At 37.2% G+C, this 18,779-nt stretch carries 12 protein-coding genes; 7 read left to right on the top strand and 5 right to left on the bottom strand.

Going from position 1 to position 18,779, the window contains the following annotated elements:
• Positions 1–3 precede the first annotated feature (3 nt).
• The 3 genes from APB85_RS05650 to APB85_RS05640 are packed head-to-tail and all read right to left on the bottom strand — an operon-like array spanning position 4 to position 4,178.
• Positions 4–1,194: a glycoside hydrolase family 130 protein gene (locus APB85_RS05650; protein ID WP_057482714.1), complete on the bottom strand. Its 1,191-nt coding sequence runs from the start codon at positions 1,192–1,194 to the stop codon at positions 4–6.
• 10 nt (positions 1,195–1,204) lie between these two features.
• Positions 1,205–3,043: a sodium:solute symporter family protein gene (locus APB85_RS05645; RefSeq protein WP_057482366.1), complete on the bottom strand. Its 1,839-nt coding sequence runs from the start codon at positions 3,041–3,043 to the stop codon at positions 1,205–1,207.
• 13 nt (positions 3,044–3,056) lie between these two features.
• Complete coding sequence (locus tag APB85_RS05640) at positions 3,057–4,178, bottom strand: glycoside hydrolase family 26 protein (protein WP_057482365.1); 1,122 nt, start codon at positions 4,176–4,178, stop codon at positions 3,057–3,059.
• Positions 4,179–4,388: 210 nt separating this feature from the next.
• Between APB85_RS05640 and APB85_RS05635 the strand changes: the two genes are divergently transcribed.
• From APB85_RS05635 to APB85_RS05605, 7 genes are all read left to right on the top strand, one after another.
• The gene (locus APB85_RS05635; RefSeq protein ID WP_057482364.1) at positions 4,389–5,261 is read left to right on the top strand and encodes an AraC family transcriptional regulator; all 873 of its coding nucleotides are present in this window, start codon (positions 4,389–4,391) and stop codon (positions 5,259–5,261) included.
• A 12-nt stretch (positions 5,262–5,273) separates the two neighbouring features.
• On the top strand, positions 5,274–6,242 hold the full coding sequence (locus APB85_RS05630; RefSeq protein ID WP_063870595.1) for a glycoside hydrolase family 5 protein: 969 nt from the start codon (positions 5,274–5,276) through the stop codon (positions 6,240–6,242).
• Between the two features lie 273 nt (positions 6,243–6,515).
• A complete protein-coding gene (locus tag APB85_RS05625; protein WP_057482362.1) occupies positions 6,516–9,686 on the top strand; it encodes a SusC/RagA family TonB-linked outer membrane protein in 3,171 nt (1,056 codons plus the stop codon).
• Positions 9,687–9,694: 8 nt separating this feature from the next.
• Positions 9,695–11,278 (top strand): RagB/SusD family nutrient uptake outer membrane protein, encoded by a 1,584-nt coding sequence (locus APB85_RS05620; RefSeq protein WP_063870594.1) that lies wholly within the window; start codon positions 9,695–9,697, stop codon positions 11,276–11,278.
• A 16-nt stretch (positions 11,279–11,294) separates the two neighbouring features.
• Complete coding sequence (locus APB85_RS05615; protein ID WP_057482360.1) at positions 11,295–12,368, top strand: hypothetical protein; 1,074 nt, start codon at positions 11,295–11,297, stop codon at positions 12,366–12,368.
• Positions 12,369–12,444: 76 nt separating this feature from the next.
• Complete coding sequence (locus APB85_RS05610) at positions 12,445–14,934, top strand: glycan-binding surface protein (RefSeq protein WP_160319255.1); 2,490 nt, start codon at positions 12,445–12,447, stop codon at positions 14,932–14,934.
• Positions 14,935–15,012: 78 nt separating this feature from the next.
• Positions 15,013–16,230: a glycoside hydrolase family 27 protein gene (locus tag APB85_RS05605; RefSeq protein ID WP_057482358.1), complete on the top strand. Its 1,218-nt coding sequence runs from the start codon at positions 15,013–15,015 to the stop codon at positions 16,228–16,230.
• A 209-nt stretch (positions 16,231–16,439) separates the two neighbouring features.
• Here APB85_RS05605 and tnpA read toward each other — a convergent pair whose 3' ends face one another.
• On the bottom strand, positions 16,440–16,871 hold the full coding sequence (gene tnpA / locus APB85_RS05600; protein WP_103294424.1) for an IS200/IS605 family transposase: 432 nt from the start codon (positions 16,869–16,871) through the stop codon (positions 16,440–16,442).
• A 408-nt stretch (positions 16,872–17,279) separates the two neighbouring features.
• On the bottom strand, positions 17,280–18,656 hold the full coding sequence (locus APB85_RS05595; RefSeq protein WP_057481865.1) for an AGE family epimerase/isomerase: 1,377 nt from the start codon (positions 18,654–18,656) through the stop codon (positions 17,280–17,282).
• Between the last annotated feature and the right edge of the window lie 123 nt (positions 18,657–18,779).

Genomic DNA, 18,779 nt, shown 5'->3' with positions numbered 1-18,779 from the left:
CTATTATCCTTCTGTAATTGTCTTATTACTTTCCACCTGCTGAAGAATTGCTTTAACAGATTCTAATGAAGTATATTTATCCTGCCTAGTATTCATCACATAATCCAACAATATCTCTACAGATGAAACGGCTACATGAGACCTGGTATCTGAAGAAGCATAATAAATAAATACTTTCCCATCATCGTCAGTAATCCAGCCGTTACCAAAAAGAACGTTGGGGACGTCCCCCACTGTTTCTTTATAATTCGGCGCCATAAAATAACCTGCAGGTTGGTAAATCACCTTATCAATATCCTGAAGATCAGTCATAAAAAGATATAGTGTATAGCGTAATCCTCCCGCAGTATTTCTTACACCATGGGCTAAATGCAGCCAGCCTTTTTCAGTTTTAATTGGTGCCGGACCTAAACCATTTTTCATTTCATAAACCGTATGATAAGCTTTTTGGTTAATGATCTTCTCATCTTCTAAAACCGGATTGGTAATATCGCGGATATAACCTAGTCCAATTCCACCTCCTTTTCCCACTTCAATAAAACCATCTTGCGGACGGGTATAGATTGCATATTTTCCGTTAACAAACTCAGGATGTAGCACAACATTACGTTGCTGTCCAGAGCTAGAAATAAGATCTGGTAACCTTTCCCAATGAATTAGGTCTTTTGTCCGAACTATTCCGGCATTTGCAACCGCAGCAGTAGTATCTTGAGGTGCATTGGTATCCTTTCTTTCTGTACAAAAAACACCGTAAACCCAACCATCTTCGTGTTTGGTTAAGCGCATATCATACACATTGGTATCGGGAATTTCAGTCTGTGGCAATTCAATAGGCTTTTTCCAAAACTTGAAATGATCTATTCCATTAGGACTTTCGGCAATAGCAAAGAAAGACTTGCGATCATTACCTTCTACTCTAACAGCTAAAAGATATTTTCCGCCCCATTTTATCGCACCTGGATTAAAGGTTGAATTTATCCCTATTCGCTCCAATCCAAAAGGATTGGTAGCCGCATTAAAGTCGTACCGCCATTCCAGAGGAGCATGGGCTCCTGTTAAGACAGGGTTTTGATATCTAATAAATACTCCATTTGAATCATCTACCGGCATATTTGGAGTTTCAAGTAATTCTTGATGCTTTTGCCGAATTTTATCGTAACCAGGTATTTTACAGGTTGCTTGTTTTTTCTGCATAGGTTTAAACTTATTTTCTGGTAATATTTGGTTCATTCTTAATATAATCCCACCAATTTTTCTTCAGTATTATCACACATATAATGAGAATTACAATAGACACAATCATTGAAATATTTTTGTGCATTATTAAGTATAATGGAATAATCACTAAAAGGGTTTGAGCAAGTGTGCCTATCACTACATTAAACATATCACGCTTAAATGCTGTGTTCTTCTCGAACCCGGGTTCTGAAGCCTTAATTTTACTATAAATAGGTTTCCAGAAACCCCATGGTCTTGTCTGTTTATAGAAATTAATTAAAACTTCCTCATCAGTTGGAGGTGCCGAATAGGTTCCGATTATGCTTCCTGCAACTGAAATTAAAAGAATTATGGGGAAATAATATAAATCTAGCGTATCCGTAAAAATTGGAAAAATGAGTGCGGGAATAATCCCAGAGAGCATTCCCCAAAAATATCCCTCACCGTTAAACCTCCACCAGTGCCATTTGAGAACATTAGAAACTACGTAACTACCAAATAGAGCGGAAACTATCCATTGTAGAATTGAGTTGACATCCTGTACAAAAAAGCCTAGCACTATGCTTATTAATACAACAACAATTCCGCTGCTGTAATTCATTACTTTCACTTTTGATGATGAAGCTAGCGGATTTCTGTACTTTAAATAAATATCATTTACAAGATAAGCCTGGGCTGCATTTAAGGTTCCTGCAAATGTAGACATGAAAGCAGCTAATAAACCAGCTAATAAAAGTCCCAATAAACCTACAGGAACAAATTGTTGTATTGCAGCTGGAAGTACCTTTTCAAAATCAATAATTCCAGCAGTGGTTAAGTTTAATTCTTCGTAAAACAACAAACCTAATATTGAAAAACCGCCTACCATTAAATATCGTGTAGGAATTAAAGCCGCTATTGAAAAGGCGCTCATTTTGGCCGCTTCTAAAGGTGATTTTGTAGATAAAATTTTCTGCATATCATAATTCGGGGCAGGTCCAGCAATACTCGATAGAATTCCCTTAAACAACATAAGCATGAAAAATATTCCAAAAAGCGAATATCCATCTGAAGCTATCTTAGTATTAACTTCACTGATTATTCCAGACCAATCCATATTAAGTTCCCAACCAAAAAAGGGATTTGCCCATCCTTCGGGAACATTAAGTGTATTCTCGCCCATAGCTTGCCACGCAATTACTGCAATAGCAATAGAAGAAATTGTCATTATAGAATATTGCAATAAATCGGTCCAGACGATTCCAGACATACCACCTAAAACTGAATAGAAAACTGCAAAAAGAGTGAATATAGTTCCATAAAAATGAGGTATGTAAGCCGGAGGAACATTAAATGGCACGTAGGCTGAAATAATCTCCCACGGGATAAAAATTTCTACAAATTTTCCCAATCCAATAAATCCATAGGCTAGAAAACCAAGACAACTTAAAATAGCAAAAACTACAATAATTGTATGCGACCATCTCCCGCCACGTCCACTATCAAATCGAAACAAAATCCATTCTGCACCGGTAGTTACATTAGATCTTCTGAGCCATGCTGATAGGTATACCATTAAAAAAACTTGATTAAACACAGGCCATAACCAAGGAATCCAAATACTTTTAAAACCATATACAAAGGTTAATGTAACTAACCACATAGTCCCGGAAATATCAAACATTCCAGAAGCATTAGAAAGACCCATCATGTACCAGGGCAGGTTTTTACCACCTAATAAATAATCATCTTTACTTCTTTGGGCCTTTTTTCTCAAGGCAAGGCCAATAACTATGGTACCAATTAGATATAATAGTATAATTAGGATATCAAGCTCCTGTAGCATTCTTTATTTTTTATTAGTAATCGATTTTTTTAACTTCAGGTAGAAATAATATTTCTTTCAATTCCTCGAAATCTTTAAAATCCTCTTTAGCAACATCTTCTTTAAATGAAGCAAAAAAATGATTGGGGCGCGCATTTCTCCATACTAGTACCCAAGATATTCCTGTGCCTTCAATTCCTGGATACAAAGCTTCTGTCCACCATTTTGGGTTTTCGCCGAATTTAGTATTACCAGTTTCGGTTAGCGCATAAGGCTTGTTTGAATTTCGTGCTTTATTTTTTAGTATCTCAATGTTGGAAATTAAACTTTTAGTAAAAGCTTCATCTCCATCGTGATTATAAACATCTACACCTATAATATCAACAAAATCGTCTCCCGGATAGTACGTATCAAATTCTTCCTTTGAACTCAGAGTGTTTGGTGAAAATGCGAATAATAAATTGTTAACCTTTTGTTTCTTTAGAAGACTATAAGTTTCCTTCCATAATTGCTTGTAAGCTTTTGGTGTAGTATTCTCTCCTCCCCACCAAAACCAAGAACCATTCATTTCGTGAAAAGGTCGAAAAACTATAGGTATATAGTCCCCTTTTTCATCTTGAAGCGATTTTAAAAAACTGGAAAGTCTCCCTATCCATAATTCATATTTTTTTCTTTGGTTTCCACCCTCTAGAATCGATGCTACAGCTGGAATTGAGTCCCATGAACTACCCCCAGAAAGCGGATTATTAAGATGCCAACTTATGGTAATCATACCCCCTTCTTTATGAATTTTCTTAATATGGTTTTTCATTAATTCAAAAGAAACTGTATCTAAATTGTGTGATCGTCCTAATTCAATATGTCCTACATCAAAGCCGTGTACCGCTGGAAATTTACCGGTTACTTTTTCTACATCGCTTTGTATTTTCCCGCCATCATCTTTCCAACCCACACCGTAGGCCGTTGCATCTTCGTGACCAAAAGCTATTCCTTGCTTCGAAATTTCCTCTATTTTTTTGTAGAGAATTTTGGTTCCTATCGTGGCTTTTTCATTTGCAGTATTAATATTGCTTAAATCAAGGTTTGAGGAGCTTCCGCAACTAATTACACTCAAATAGAGAAGAATAAGTATTACTGATATGAAAATTTTCTTCATTAGGATTTAATTTAAAGGCAAGAAAAATGACAAAATATTTTATTATTAAAAAAATGTTATTTTATATTTAACCTCAGTTTTTTATTAAAAACTATTTTGAAGCAGCTATTAATTATTAAAAATCAAAAATAGCGCGATTGTTAATATCAAATTAATAGGATTTTGTCATTTAATGATGAAATTTTTTCCAATTCTAACAAAATCAAATTTATGACAAGAGATGTTCATCGAGAAATCACACCTTTAGCTCCAGAAGATAGTTTTCTTGTTTTCGACCGAATTAAAGATGATTTTGACTTTCCCATTCATTTTCATCCCGAATATGAGCTAAATTTTATTTTGAATGGCAGAGGAGTTAGAAGAGTTATCGGTGACAGTCTTGAGGAAATTGAAAACATAGAATTAGTACTGGTAGGCCCCAACCTTCAACACGGCTGGGAACTTTATAATTGCACCAATGACAAAATTCACGAAATTACTATTCAGTTTCACGATGACTTATTTGATAATAGGTTGTTGAGCCGAAGAATTATGAAGCCTATTAAGGATATGTTTGAAAGATCTGCTCACGGCATTTTATTTTCAGAAAAAATCGCGAATGAAATTAAACCTAAAATTCTTCAGCTATCTAAAATTGATAGTATTGATTACTTTCTCGAGCTGATTTCTATTTTGCACGATTTAGCTACTTCTAGAAATCAACGTCTCTTATCCACATATACTTCTAATAACAAAGATTTTGAAAATAGTGAGCAGATAAGGATTATTTACGATTATGTTCAGGAAAATTATCATAATAAAATCTCCCTCGCTGAAATTTCTGAATTGGTAAATATGAGCCAGGTATCTTTCAATCGCTTTATTAAAAAAAGAACTGGAAAAACTTTTATTGAATATGTAAATGATACCAGAATAGGCTATGCAGCTAGGTGGTTAATAGAAAAGGAGCTTAGCGTTGCAGAAATTGCTTTTAAATGCGGATTCAATAACATTGCAAATTTTAACCGGGTCTTTAAAAAAAATAAAAATTGTACACCAAGCCAGTACCGGGAAGAATTCCGTGGAATAAAAAGAGTCCTCTAAACTATAAATAAAATGACAAAGAAAATCATCTTTTTCCTCTGTGCTATTCTAATCTTTAGCAGTCTTCAGGCACAACAAGACCAGTCCCCAGTTAAGCTCAACGGCCAGCTAAAAATTGAAGGCACACGGCTTCTTAACGAGAAGGACGTAGTCATACAACTTAAAGGAATGTCTTTATTTTGGAGCCAATGGCAGCCTCAATATTATAATTATGAAACTATAAAAAATCTGAAAGAAGACTGGGGAATAAATGTAGTAAGAGCAGCAATGGGGATAGAACATGAAGGTTTTTTAAAAAACCCAGAACAGGAAAAACAGAAAGTCTACCGCGTAATTGATGCTGCTATTGTATTAGGCCTTTATGTTATTGTAGACTGGCACGACCATAATGCCGAAAACCATTTAGACGAAGCAAAGCGGTTTTTTAAAGAAACTGCAAAAAAATATGCAAATCACCCTAATATAATCTACGAACTATATAATGAACCTTTGGATGTTTCCTGGAATGAGGTTTTAAAACCTTATCACACAGAAATCATAAAGGAGATTAGAAAATTTGACAAAAACAATATTATCGTTTGTGGCACACCAAACTGGTCGCAGGATGTAGACTTAGCCGCAAAGAACCCAATAAAGGAAGATAATATTGCATATACCCTTCATTTTTATGCTGGTACACATCAGAAAGAATTGATGCTCAAAGCAGAAAAGGCAATAAAAGCAGGATTGCCCATTTTTGTGACTGAATTTGGCACAACAGAAGCAAATGGAGATGGTAAAGTCTATAAAGAAAATACCCAGAAATGGTTCGATTTTATGGATAGATATAACATATCTTGGTGTAACTGGTCTATCGCCGATAAAGATGAAGCCTCTGCCGCTTTAAAACCTAACTCCCTTCCAAAAGATATTGGGAAAAAAGAATCCTGGTCAGAGTCTGGTGCTTTCATTAGAACTATACTTACTACAACCGATCATTAATAGTTCAATTTTTAAGAAATTGTAATTAGATTTTAGCAATTTAATTGTTTCGAATTATTAATAACAAAATTTTGAATCGGTTTCCTTTGCACATTCATAATAAATGGAAAAATATTATTAGCAAATGATAAAATAATATTAACACTAACTTAACTTTTAAGCTATTTTTGAGTATGCTAAAAAATTAGGTCTGATTTTATAGATGCCTCAATACAAGTCTATCAAAATCTCTAAAACCTTAATTGTTTAAACAATATTCAAACAATAGTCTTTATGTACAAAATTCTACTAAAACGATGGAGTGGTTTCATAAAATACCCTCCTCTTTTTTTAATCTTTTTTCTTGGGGTCTCATTTCAACAAATTCAAGCACAAGAAACAGTAAGCGGAACAGTTACCGATGAAAACGGTATGCCATTATTAGGCGTAAACGTTTTAGTAAAAAATACTAGTAACGGGACCACCACAGACTTTGACGGTAATTTTGAAATTAATACCGGTGAAAGTGCCACTTTAGTTTTTAGCTTTATTGGTTTTATAAGCAAAGAGGTTGAAGTTGCTGGTGGGGAACAATTAAGTGTTACTCTAAGCGAAGATTCTGAGAGTCTGGATGAAGTTCTGGTTATAGGTTATGGCTCTCAATTAAAAGAGGAAATTAGTGGTTCGGTCTCCAGGATTGATGCGGAAGCCATTAAAAATATTCCGCAAGTTGGAGTGGATCAACTTATGCAGGGAAAAGCAGCCGGTGTAATGGTTACACGAAATTCCGGGCAGCCAGGTAGCGCAGTTTCCGTAAAAATTAGGGGTGTAAATACCATTACGGGTTCAAGTGAACCTCTATATATTATAGACGGCGTACCTGTATCTGGAGATTCCAGGAATATTGCTACAAGCGGGCGTTCAACAGCTGATGGTGGTATTGGAGCAGGAACCGGAGCAACAGATGTCAGCCCCCTGGCTTCTATAAACCCTAATGATATTGAATCTATTAACATTTTAAAAGATGCCTCTGCCACTGCAATATACGGCTCCAGAGGTTCAAACGGGGTGGTTATAATTACAACTAAAAAAGGGAAAAAAGGGCAGGGAAGACTTACCTACAACACTTATGTTGGAGTTCAGGAACCTACAAATAAAATAGACGTGATGAACCTCCAGGAGTATGCTACACTACAAAATACTATTGGGGCAATCTACGGTTTGGATGAACAGATTGAGTTTTTAAATCCAGATTTATTGGGCCCGGGAACCGATTGGCAGGCAGAGATATTTGATAATGCATTTCAGATGAATCACGAGCTTTCATTTTCCGGAGGATCAGAAAATATCAATTATTTCCTATCAGCCTCCCATACTGATCAGGAAGGAACAGTGATTGGATCCTCATTTGATAGAACAACGGTTCGAGCTAATGTAAATGCTACCGTAAACGACTGGATCAAAACAGGAATTACTTTAACAGGTAGCCGCACGAACGATCAAATTACTTTGAATAATGCAAGTAATGGTATTATTTCGCTTTCCCTTTTAAACAATCCTGCCACTGCAGTTTATAATCCTGATGGTTCGTTTGCTGGACCGGTTACAGAACAGGAAATCGCCTACGGTATAAGAAACCCAATAGCAGAAGCATTAAACATAGATAACACCCTTACTAGAAACCGCTTTTTTGGTAACCTCTTCGCAGAATTCACCTTTCACGAAAACCTGACCTTCAGAACGGAATTTGGTGGAGATTTCGGCAATAATATAAGCGATAGGTTTCAACCAACATTTACCTACGGAGCTTTGAATCGTGGAGAGAATCAATTAAATGTAAGAAGGGAAAATAATGATTTCTGGATCATTAAAAACCTACTTACCTATAACAATACCTTTGGAGATAATCATGATATCACCGCATTGTTCGGGCAGGAAGTTCAGGAATCTAAATGGGAAGGTGTTATCGCCCAGGACGGGAATTTTGTAGGTAATGAAATGCCGGTCTTAGGAACAGGTAATGCTAACGATTTTACAGATCAATACCGCGGAAGTTCGGCTTTGGAGTCTTATTTCACGCGCTTTATTTATTCATTTAATAATAAATACAATGTTACTGCGTCCCTACGTGCTGACGGCTCCTCAAAATTTGCCGAAGGAAACAGATGGGGATATTTCCCTTCCATTTCAGCTTCTTGGAGATTATCCAACGAAGATTTCATGCAAGATTTTGATGCCATTCAAAACATCCGTCTTTATGGAGGTTACGGAGAAGTAGGAAACCAGGCTATCCCTAATTTTGCTTACGGCGTTAGGTTAAATACAATTAATACAGGTCTTGGCACTGGATTTGAATTCGCTAATTTTGAGAATCCGGGGCTTACTTGGGAATCCTCTACACAAACTAACTTAGGTTTAGATTTCTCCCTTTTTGATCAAAGATTAAATACTACTGTAGAAGTCTATAATAAGGTTTCTCGTGACTTTCTTTATCAACTAGCAGTAACAGATTTTATTACCGGCGGAAATTCCCCCGGGGCGATTACAGCTCCATGGGTAAACCTTGGAGAGATGGTAAACAGAGGTCTTGACCTTACAATTGCCTACAGTACCGCTCCTGAAGCAGCATTGCAATGGAATTCCACCCTTACGTTCTCTCATTATAAGAATGAAGTAAACGAATTGCTAGGAGATTTAACAATAAATGGGGATATAAGCCTTAACGATTCCAACCAAAACATTACGCTAACCAGGGTTGGTGATCCTGTAGGTATGTTTTACGGCTACCAGGTAGAGGGATTATTTAGGACTACTGAAGATTTTGAAGGTGCTGCTGTACAATTTGGAAGACCATTCGAAGATGCCCTTTTTGGGACCACCTGGTTGGGGGATATAAAGTACAAGGATATCAATAACGATGGGGTAATAGATAATGATGACCGTACCGTTATAGGTAACCCGCACCCAGATTTCACTTTTGGTTTCCAGAATAGCCTTTCTTATAACAATTTTGACCTTTCTGTTTTTCTGCAGGGATCTTATGGAAATGATATTTTTAACGCAGTAGATAGGACTTTAACCGCCGCAAACCTCTACTATGTAAACCAATCTCCTTCTGTTTTGGATTATTGGTCTATAGATAACCCAGATGCTTCTGCGCCGCGTTTGGCCAGGAATGATACCCCTAACATCAATATTTCTGATCGATATATTGAAGACGGCTCCTATTTAAGGGTTCAAAATATAACCCTGGGCTACAATTTATCTTCAAATTTCGCAGAAAAAATAGGGCTAAACAACCTTAAAATTTACGGTAGTGTCCAAAACCTATACACCTTTACAAATTACTCTGGTTACGATCCCGAAGTTGGCGCCTATAATCAAAATGCCTTGTTGCAGGGATTAGACAACGGGCGTTATCCATCGCCAAGGACATATACCCTTGGATTAAATGTTGAATTATAAAATTGAAGATGATGAAGAACCTTATAAATAAAAAATTAACTGTACTTTTTTCCGCAATTATATTATTCACCGCTTGTAGTGAAGAATTCCTCGATCGGCCACCAGAAGATTCGTATAGTGCAGATACCTTTTATAATACAGAGGATCAGGTAACAAATTCTACAAATCATTTATATTCCAAACCATGGTTTAATTTTATCACAAATGTAGCCTGGGCCATTGGAGAGTTAAGTTCAGGAAATGGTCGTACCTGGGATGCCAGAAACTCAGATTTTGGCAATTTTGCCATAACAGGAGAACACGGCACCCTTACTCAATCGTGGGAGTCATTATATGCAGTAATTGGACAATCAAATACTCTAATTAATACGTTGCCGGATGCGGTAAGTCAAGATGTTTCGCAGGATGTAGTTAATAATGCACTCGGAGAAGCACGTTTTATACGAGCCACGGCATACTTTTACTTGGTAAGAATCTTTGGTTCCGTTCCTATTATTGCAGACAACAATGAGTATGTCCTGGAGCCGGTAGTACCTCGTAATCCTGTTGAAGATGTATATGAGTTTATAAAAAGGGATTACCAATTCGCCATTGAAAACTTGGATGAAAAAACAAGGGGCGCCAATTATGAAAATAATGCCCGTGTTTCAAGTGGTTCGGCTAAAGCAATGTTAGCCAAAATTTATCTTTATGAAGAAAATTATTCCGAAGCCTATAGGTTAGCAAATGAAGTAATAAACTCTGGCGAATTCAAATTATACGGAGGTGATGCAGAGGATGGTGATCCAACGGGAAGTTATTATGATTTATTCTTAACAGCAAATGATAATAATCCAGAATCAATTTTCGCACTTCAATGGTCTACCTCAGGCCAATATTCAGAAGGAAACGGATTGCAGTCCCTTTTTGCACAGGCAGGAATTACTGGTTTTTCCGATGGTTACTCAGCAATAGGCCCATCAATAGATTTACAGGAAGCTTATGAGGATCAGGAAGAAGACGAACGTTATTATGCAACCATAATGGATCCAGGTTCTTATTATCCTGATCTTAATGGTGGATACACAGTTTCCGAAAATGTAAATCACCAGGGAACTAATGTGGGAATTAAGAAATATGTAGTAGGAAACGCAGAGACTAATGGAGGTGGTGGTATGCAAAGTTATCCTAATAACACCTATATTATGCGTTATGCAGAGCTTTTGCTTATTCACGCTGAGGCAGCATTGATGGGCGGAGGTTCAGTAGCCGAAGGAACAGAATCATTAAATAAAGTAAGAAGAAGAGCTGGCCTCGAAAATATAGAAAACCCTACGATAGAAGATATCTTTCATGAAAGAAGGATTGAGCTAGCTTTTGAATTTGAGTTTTGGTATGATGTAGTTAGAAGGGGACCAGATTTCGCTCTAGATTTCTTAGCTCAAACTGAGCGAGGAACTTTTAATAATGATACTACTCCGCCTACCATAACTTCTGAAATGTTTACTCCAAACATGGAAGATTTAACATTTCCATACCCAAGTAATGAGACTCAAAATAATCCAGCTTTACTTGAGGCACCGGTACCATATGATTTTGATGACGAACAATAATTTTAAAGACTAAATTATGTATATAAAAAATATAAAAATCGGTTCGCTTTCTTTCACGCTATTAATCTTACTTTTAGTAGTTACCTCTTGTAGTGACGAATTCGACACGCCAGATATTGAGAATAACAATGCGCCGCCTGTAATTACCAGTGTTAGCGAAGCAAGAGAAGATGTTCCAGTAACACAAGGTACTTTAGAAAACACCTATATTATAAGAGGTGAAAACCTAAGTTCTATAATAGGCATATATTTTAATGGGGAACGAGCAGGTTTCAATCCGGCCCTGGGCACAAATGAATTGGCTTTTGTTACAATACCAGAGACAGCTCCTTATGTTGGTCAAGATAACATTATGATGGTAGAAAACCTTAGTGGTACTACAGAATATGATTTTTCTTTATTGACAATCACAGATTTTACGGAGAGCACTACGGAAGAAGGTATAAAGACCGTAACACTTTTGGGTGGCGATTTTTCTGAAACTTCCAATGTTATTTTCACATCAGGAACAGAAGAAGCTGGTAACCTTGTAGAAAGAGAAGCCGAAATTCTCTCAGTAACTGAAACCGAAGTTACCGTTGCCGTTCCATCTGGAATTGAACAGGCATTTATTAACATAGAAACTTCAAGGGGGGCTTCCGCACAATCAGATTCTTATGGGTTTAATTATTCAATTTACATAGACGATCTAAATCCAGATTGGGAAATGAGCCAATGGGGAGGTACTTTTGAACTTCAATCCGAAGAACAAGCTCTCGGACAGTATTCTATAAAAAGTGTTAGAGAAGCGTGGGCCGGATTAACATTCCTATCGCCTAGCATAGCCTTTGATGAATACGAATCTATCACAGTTTCCTTGTACGGAACAGGAGACCCCGGAGACTCAGTTAATATTGCAATCAACGATTTTGCAGGACAGGTTACAGTAGAACTAATTCCCGGAGAATGGACTAAATACGTTATTCCGCTTTCGGAATTCTTCCCTAATGGAGGAGCACCTGCGGTAATTAATCGCATAGACTTTCAGGAATCTTCAGGCACTGGTAAAGCTCAGTATATTTTCTATATAGATGACTTTGGCTTCCTGTAGCCTTTAAAAAATGGGCTTTACTGAAATTAAATCTCTGTAAAGCCTATTAATGCTTTTGAATTTAAAACACATAGAAATGATAAAAAAATACTACCTGGTTATTCTAGCTGTTGTTGCAGGGTTGGCTTCCTGCGATAAGGACGATGAGATATACCCGCAACTCGGTGATGATCCAAGAAATTTAAGTGAAATTATAAGTGAGACACAGAACCTCTCAAGCCTTTACGGAGCTTTAGAAAGTTCTGGACTGGACTCCACACTTAGGAGTACGACGACCTACACAGTATTTGCTCCTAATAACAGTGCTTTTGATGAGGTTGATATCTCAGGATTAAGTGAAACCGAATTAGAAAATATTTTACTAAATCATATTTTAAGTACTACTACTGCCGATTTCTCTTCCACCTTATCAACAGGCTATACTGCAACAATGGCTATAGGACCGGAAGAGAACAATCTAAGTTTATTTTTAAATACAGAGGGTGGTATATCTCTTAATGGAACTGCTTCGCTAATAGCAAACTCCTCAGATATAGGGTCTACGAATGGTGTTTTACATCAAATAGATGGTGTTCTTCTACCCCCCACTGTTTATGATCATACCCAGGCGAACCCTAATTTCTCAATGCTTTCGGAAGCTATTGAACTAGCTGGCCTTGATGAAGCTTTATCAACCACAGCTATTGATAATGAACTTTATCCATTTACAGTCTTTGCCCCTACAAATACAGCTTTTGAGAATTTCATGATGCAACTGAACGGAGCTTTTGGATGGGAAAACCTTAGCGATATCCCTGCTGACCTCCTGCAGGAGGTTTTAGAACATCATGTGGTTTCAGGAGCTAATACATTATCAGAGGTCATCGCCGAAACCGAGCAAACAACCCTTCAAGGAGAAATTCTAACAATTAGTGCGGATGCAGTGATATCTGATGCTAGTTACACTAACACCAATTTTACCACGACCGATATCCAGGGAATAAATGGCGTTGTACACGGTGTAGATAAGGTGCTATTGCCAGAAGATGTGTTTCAACAAATTTTAGGAGCTACGCTTAACCTTAAAGAACGTAGTGAAGACAGGGGATATTCTTCCTTTCTAGCTGCCGTTGAAAAAGCTGGTTTAACCAGTATTTTAGAAGATGAAGAACAGGAATTAACAGCTTTTATTCCAAATAACGATGCGTTTACAGCCTTGTTTGCACAAATTACAAATTTTGAAAGCTTGAATGATTTTGAATCTGAAGAAGAATTGGAAGCCCTTTCAAATCTTTTAATGTACCATTTACGTGAAGGTGCTTTAATGAGCAGCCAGCTTACCGATGGCGGGGAAATAACCACCTTGTTTGAAGAAGAAATTATTACTGCCGACTTAACTGGGGAAAATGCAAGGCTAAGACCCTCTTTTGAAGACGCTATACCCTCCGGAATTGTAAATTCCAACATAGGTGCAACAAATGGCTTAATTCACGAAATAAATAGAGTGCTTATTCCAAATAGCCTTGTTCCCGTTTTAGGAATACCTTCAGACGAAGGAGGAAAGTGCCCTGTTGGAGATGAAGAACTTGTTTTCTTCAACTGGGATGATAAAGGTATTTATTGGGGCAACGTAACCTCTGAAAATGACGCGTCTCTCAGCCCAGATGGAAGTAGCTATGGAAGAGTCAATTTTCAAACCGGTGGAACCGGTTGGCAGGATCTGTTCTGGAGAAATGATGATACTTTTTACGGCGCTGATGTGGTAAGCAATAACCTGGAGGATTATGTATTAAAGTTTGATATTAATGTAATAGAGCCTATTAGTGAAGGAATGTTTAGAATTAGGTTTAATGATTCAGACGGAGTAGATGCATTTTATGATTGGCAGCCTTGGAACGATACCGGGGAACCTTATACCACAGATGGTTGGGAAACTGTTGAAATCCCTCTTTCAGTGTTAGGTGTCCCAGATTTTAGTTTGGTAGATGCCGAATTTGGGATGGCATTTGAAGGTGCCGATGTTTTACTGAATTTCGCTATAGATAATGTGCGTTTCGATACCCCGGGTTGTGGCGGGCCAGAGCCGGTAGCAAATAGTGAAGCTGTCTTTTTTGACTGGGATGGTAAGGATCCATACTGGGGAAATACAACTGTAGAGAATGATCCATCCATTAGCTTGGACGGAAGCAACTATGGAAGAACTAATTTCCAGACTGGGGGAACCGGCTGGCAAGATCTGTTTTGGAGAAATGATGATACCTTTTTTGGTGCAGACGTGGTGGGTTCAAATTTAGATGATTACAACCTTAAGTTTGATATTTATACTTTGGAACCAATAAGTGAGGGAATGATAAGAATAAGGTTCAATGCTACATCAGGTGTTGACGCATTTTACGATTGGCAGCCCTGGAACGATACCGGTGAAGCTTTTGATACCGGTGGAAGCTGGACCACAGTCAGCATTCCCGCATCTGTATTAAACCAGCCTGATTTCAGCCTGGTAGATGCCGAATTTGGGATGGCCTTTGAAGGAGCCGATACACTTCTAAATTTTGCCATAGATAATGTGCGCTTTGAAGAACACTAAACCATACAAATTTAATTAGCCATATTCCCTGGGATCTTTTTTTCAGGGAATTTTTTTTAATCAAAAAAATCAATAATAATGATCAGAACAAACACTTATATTTTTTTAGCATTACTTTTAAGTTTAAACAGCTTTGCCCAAAAATCTGAAGACCTGGCAGATACCCCACCAATGGGATGGAATACTTGGAATACCTTTGCCTGCGACATTAATGAAAACCTCATAAAAGAAACAGCCGATGCCATGGTGGCTAGCGGAATGAAAGATGCTGGTTACGAATATGTAATTATTGACGATTGCTGGCATGGAGAAAGGGATGAAAGAGGCTTTATTCAAGTGGATCCTGAGCGCTTTCCATCGGGAATGAAAACACTGGCTGATTATGTTCACTCTAAAGGACTAAAATTAGGTATATATTCTGATGCCGGAACAGAAACCTGTGCGGGGGAACCAGGAAGTCGCGGTTACGAATACCAGGATGCCATTACTTATGCTGAATGGGGAATAGACTATTTAAAATATGACTGGTGTAATACTGAAAATATTAACCCAATTGGCGCCTATAGTACCATGAGGGATGCTTTATATTCTGCAGGAAGACCAATTCTTTTTGCGATGTGCGAGTGGGGCGATAATCAGCCCTGGGAATGGGCAGAAGATGTTGCACATACATGGAGAACAACTGGAGATATCTACAATTGCTGGGATTGTGAAGAAGATCATGGAGACTGGTCATCCTGGGGAGTCCTAAAAATTCTAGATATGCAGGAGGGACTGAGAAAATATGCCGGCCCCGGGCATTGGAATGATCCAGATATGATGGAGGTTGGTAATGGGATGACCACTAGTGAAGACCGTGCGCATTTCACTATGTGGAGCATGCTTGCAGCTCCTTTAATTGCAGGAAATGATTTGCGCGAAATGTCTCCTGAAACAGTAGATATTCTGACCAATGAAAAAATGATTGCTATCAACCAGGACTCTCTTGGAGTGCAGGCATTCAAATACAATACTGAAGATGGTCTGGAAACCTGGTTCAAGCCACTCTCCAACGGTGAATGGGCAGTAACTTTCCTGAATCGTGCTGATGAAGAAAAGAACGTTGAATTTGACTGGGAAAAACACAAAATTCAAGACCCTGATTTTGATTATGCTGTAGATTTCAACGAAACAACTTTTAAAGTTGAAGATATCTGGAGAGATAAAAATCTGAAGGATACAGACAAAAAATTAAAAGCACGAATTTCCCCACACGATGTGCTTACTTTTAGGCTTAGCCCAAAGGAATTGGAATAAATATTATCAGAAAACTACTTCGTAGCAGTTTCTCGAAGCATAAAGATTGGAAAGTATAATTTAATTCTATCTAAAGTCAAGCCTCGGATCATTTAATCTCAATTACCGAGTAAAAAAGAATGGCACTTTCGCGGCACGTATATAAACTAAACCACTCTGCACTAAAAGTGCAGAGGTTCATTAATACTGGGGACTAAAAGTCCCCTTTACTATTCCAATATAAAATTGGAATTATCACTCGAATCACGCCGGTGATGTTCCAAGTATTCATTGACCATTTTATCGGTAATATTACCAGTACTCCAGACTCCATAACCACTTGACCAAAAATGTTGTCCCCAATAACGCTCCTTCAATTTTGGAAATTCTTGTTGAAGTTTCCTTGATGTACGACCTTTAAGTTTTTTCAATATGCTACTTACATTCAATTTTGGAGCATATTCGATGTGCATATGAACGTGATCCGAACTAACTACTCCTTTAAGTATTTCTATACCTTCAGCTTCACATATTTGGATTAAAAGTTCACGACAACGAGTTTGAACATCTCCTCGGAGTACCTTGTAACGATATTTTGTAACCCAAACAATATGACACGTTAAATAACTAACCGTATGAGAGCCTTTTCTTTGATAACTCATAATACGAAAATATAGATTTTTTCGCACTACTAAAGTGCTGCAATAAAATTGCAGGGTTTAAATCCCATTTTTGAGACCAATTAAAATAAAAGGGTGTAGACTTTAAAAAAGTCTACACCCTTTTTTCATAAAACCTAAGGAACTGATTTAAGATTATACCCCAAATTCTGATAGGGATTGGCCGTATTATAGTGGCGTCTTTATGAACGCAACATTTTTAACCAAAACAATAGAGCTATTGAAAGTATTGTACTTCTGGCTTATATCTTAGTCTGTATGACAATCGAATTCCGCTTCACACATTTTATATATGCCACCCTTCTATTTAAAATTATACAAAAAAATAACAGGGAACACGACCCCCTGTTATTTTTCTACCTACACAGCATATGAGATAGTCTAGGTAATTTATTTCATTTCCCTCAACCTATCTGCCACGTGACTTAAAGCTCTATAATTATGGTACGTTGCTTTCCAAATATGACCTTTTAAAGCTGTTTTGGCACCTGGGGTTTTATCTATTCCCCATTCATACCAGCCTCCTTGCTCCTGGTCCATCATATATGTTTTAGTATAGCTCCATAATTCGTTAAAATATTTGCGATAATTAGTCTCGTCTTCAGGAAATTTTTCAGCCATAATCAATAAAGTGTTTAAGCCTTCTGCCTGTGCCCACCAATTCTTTTTATCATTCACAGTAGTAATTTCATCTTCTCCTTCAAAATAGTAACCGCCATCATAAAAGCCACCTACTTTTTTATCCCAACCGGTTTCTAAACTATGATCAACCATTCTTTTCGCGGTTTGCAAAGTAAGGCTATCATTTTTCAGCCCTAAGGCTTCAGAAGCATCTAACATTAAAAAAGCAGTTTCCACATCGTGGCCAGGAGAAATGTGATCTAAATAGTAATGCTTCTTAATTTCTTCTTTAGACTTTTCTTTAAAGGACACTGGAGTCCAGTCCCGCTCAAAAAATAGGTTCATGTAGTCATCGTCATTCACGATAGTATCCCGAATGATCAAAAGTAATTCTTCTAAACGCTCACCCACGAGATCATTAGGCCACACCCTGTATAATTCAGTAAATGCTTCCATTAAATGAATGGAACTGTTCTGATCTTTATACCCAATATCTGATGTTGAAGCCATTTCCGCAGTTCTCTTAACTGGTGTACCATTCATTTCTAAATGCTGAAAATACCCTTTGTATTTCTTATCATGACTATGTTCTTCAAGCCACCTAAAGGTTTTCTTCGCTAAATCAAGTGCTTCTTCATTTCCAGAAGCATCATAGTATGCTGCCAGAGCATAAATGGCAAATGAATTTCCGTAGGCGGTTTTAGCTTCACCTTTTTTGATAATAGGTTCTCCGCTTTTATTTACTAGGTTATGAAATCCACCATTTTCTTTATCCCACATTATATCTCTCAAAAACTCAAAACCATGAGCCGCATTCTTTAAATAAGAAGAATCTTCTTCTTGATTTCGTTTTGAAGCTTTAGCATTTGTCCAAATATGGCGCGCCTGAGTCACAACCATTTTATTATGCTCCTCACCTAGTTTAAAATCGTGCGTTACCTGACTATAATATCCCCCGTCTTCTTTATCTATTACCAATGGATACCACTTTTTTAATAAATCTTTATCTGCAGCATTTTCAAATTCAGCAATTAACGCTTGATTTGAATTTTCTCTTTCTATTTCATTATTATCTTTTTTCGACTTATTTGAATTGCAGGAATACAAAAGACTAAAACAACTCACTAATAGGATAATTTTTTTCATTGTTAACTTTTAATATCGTTAAATTTCATTTTTGATAATTTAAAGATAAAAGAAAATCATTGCCTTATACACTTTTGAAAAATTCATATAATGAATTGATAAAATAGTATAAATCCTTATTAA

Origin of the sequence: Salegentibacter mishustinae (genome assembly GCF_002900095.1) — a bacterium.
Classification (GTDB): domain Bacteria; phylum Bacteroidota; class Bacteroidia; order Flavobacteriales; family Flavobacteriaceae; genus Salegentibacter; species Salegentibacter mishustinae.
The sequence above is the reverse complement of the archived record's forward strand: the minus strand, read 5'-3'. Positions and strand labels throughout refer to the sequence as shown.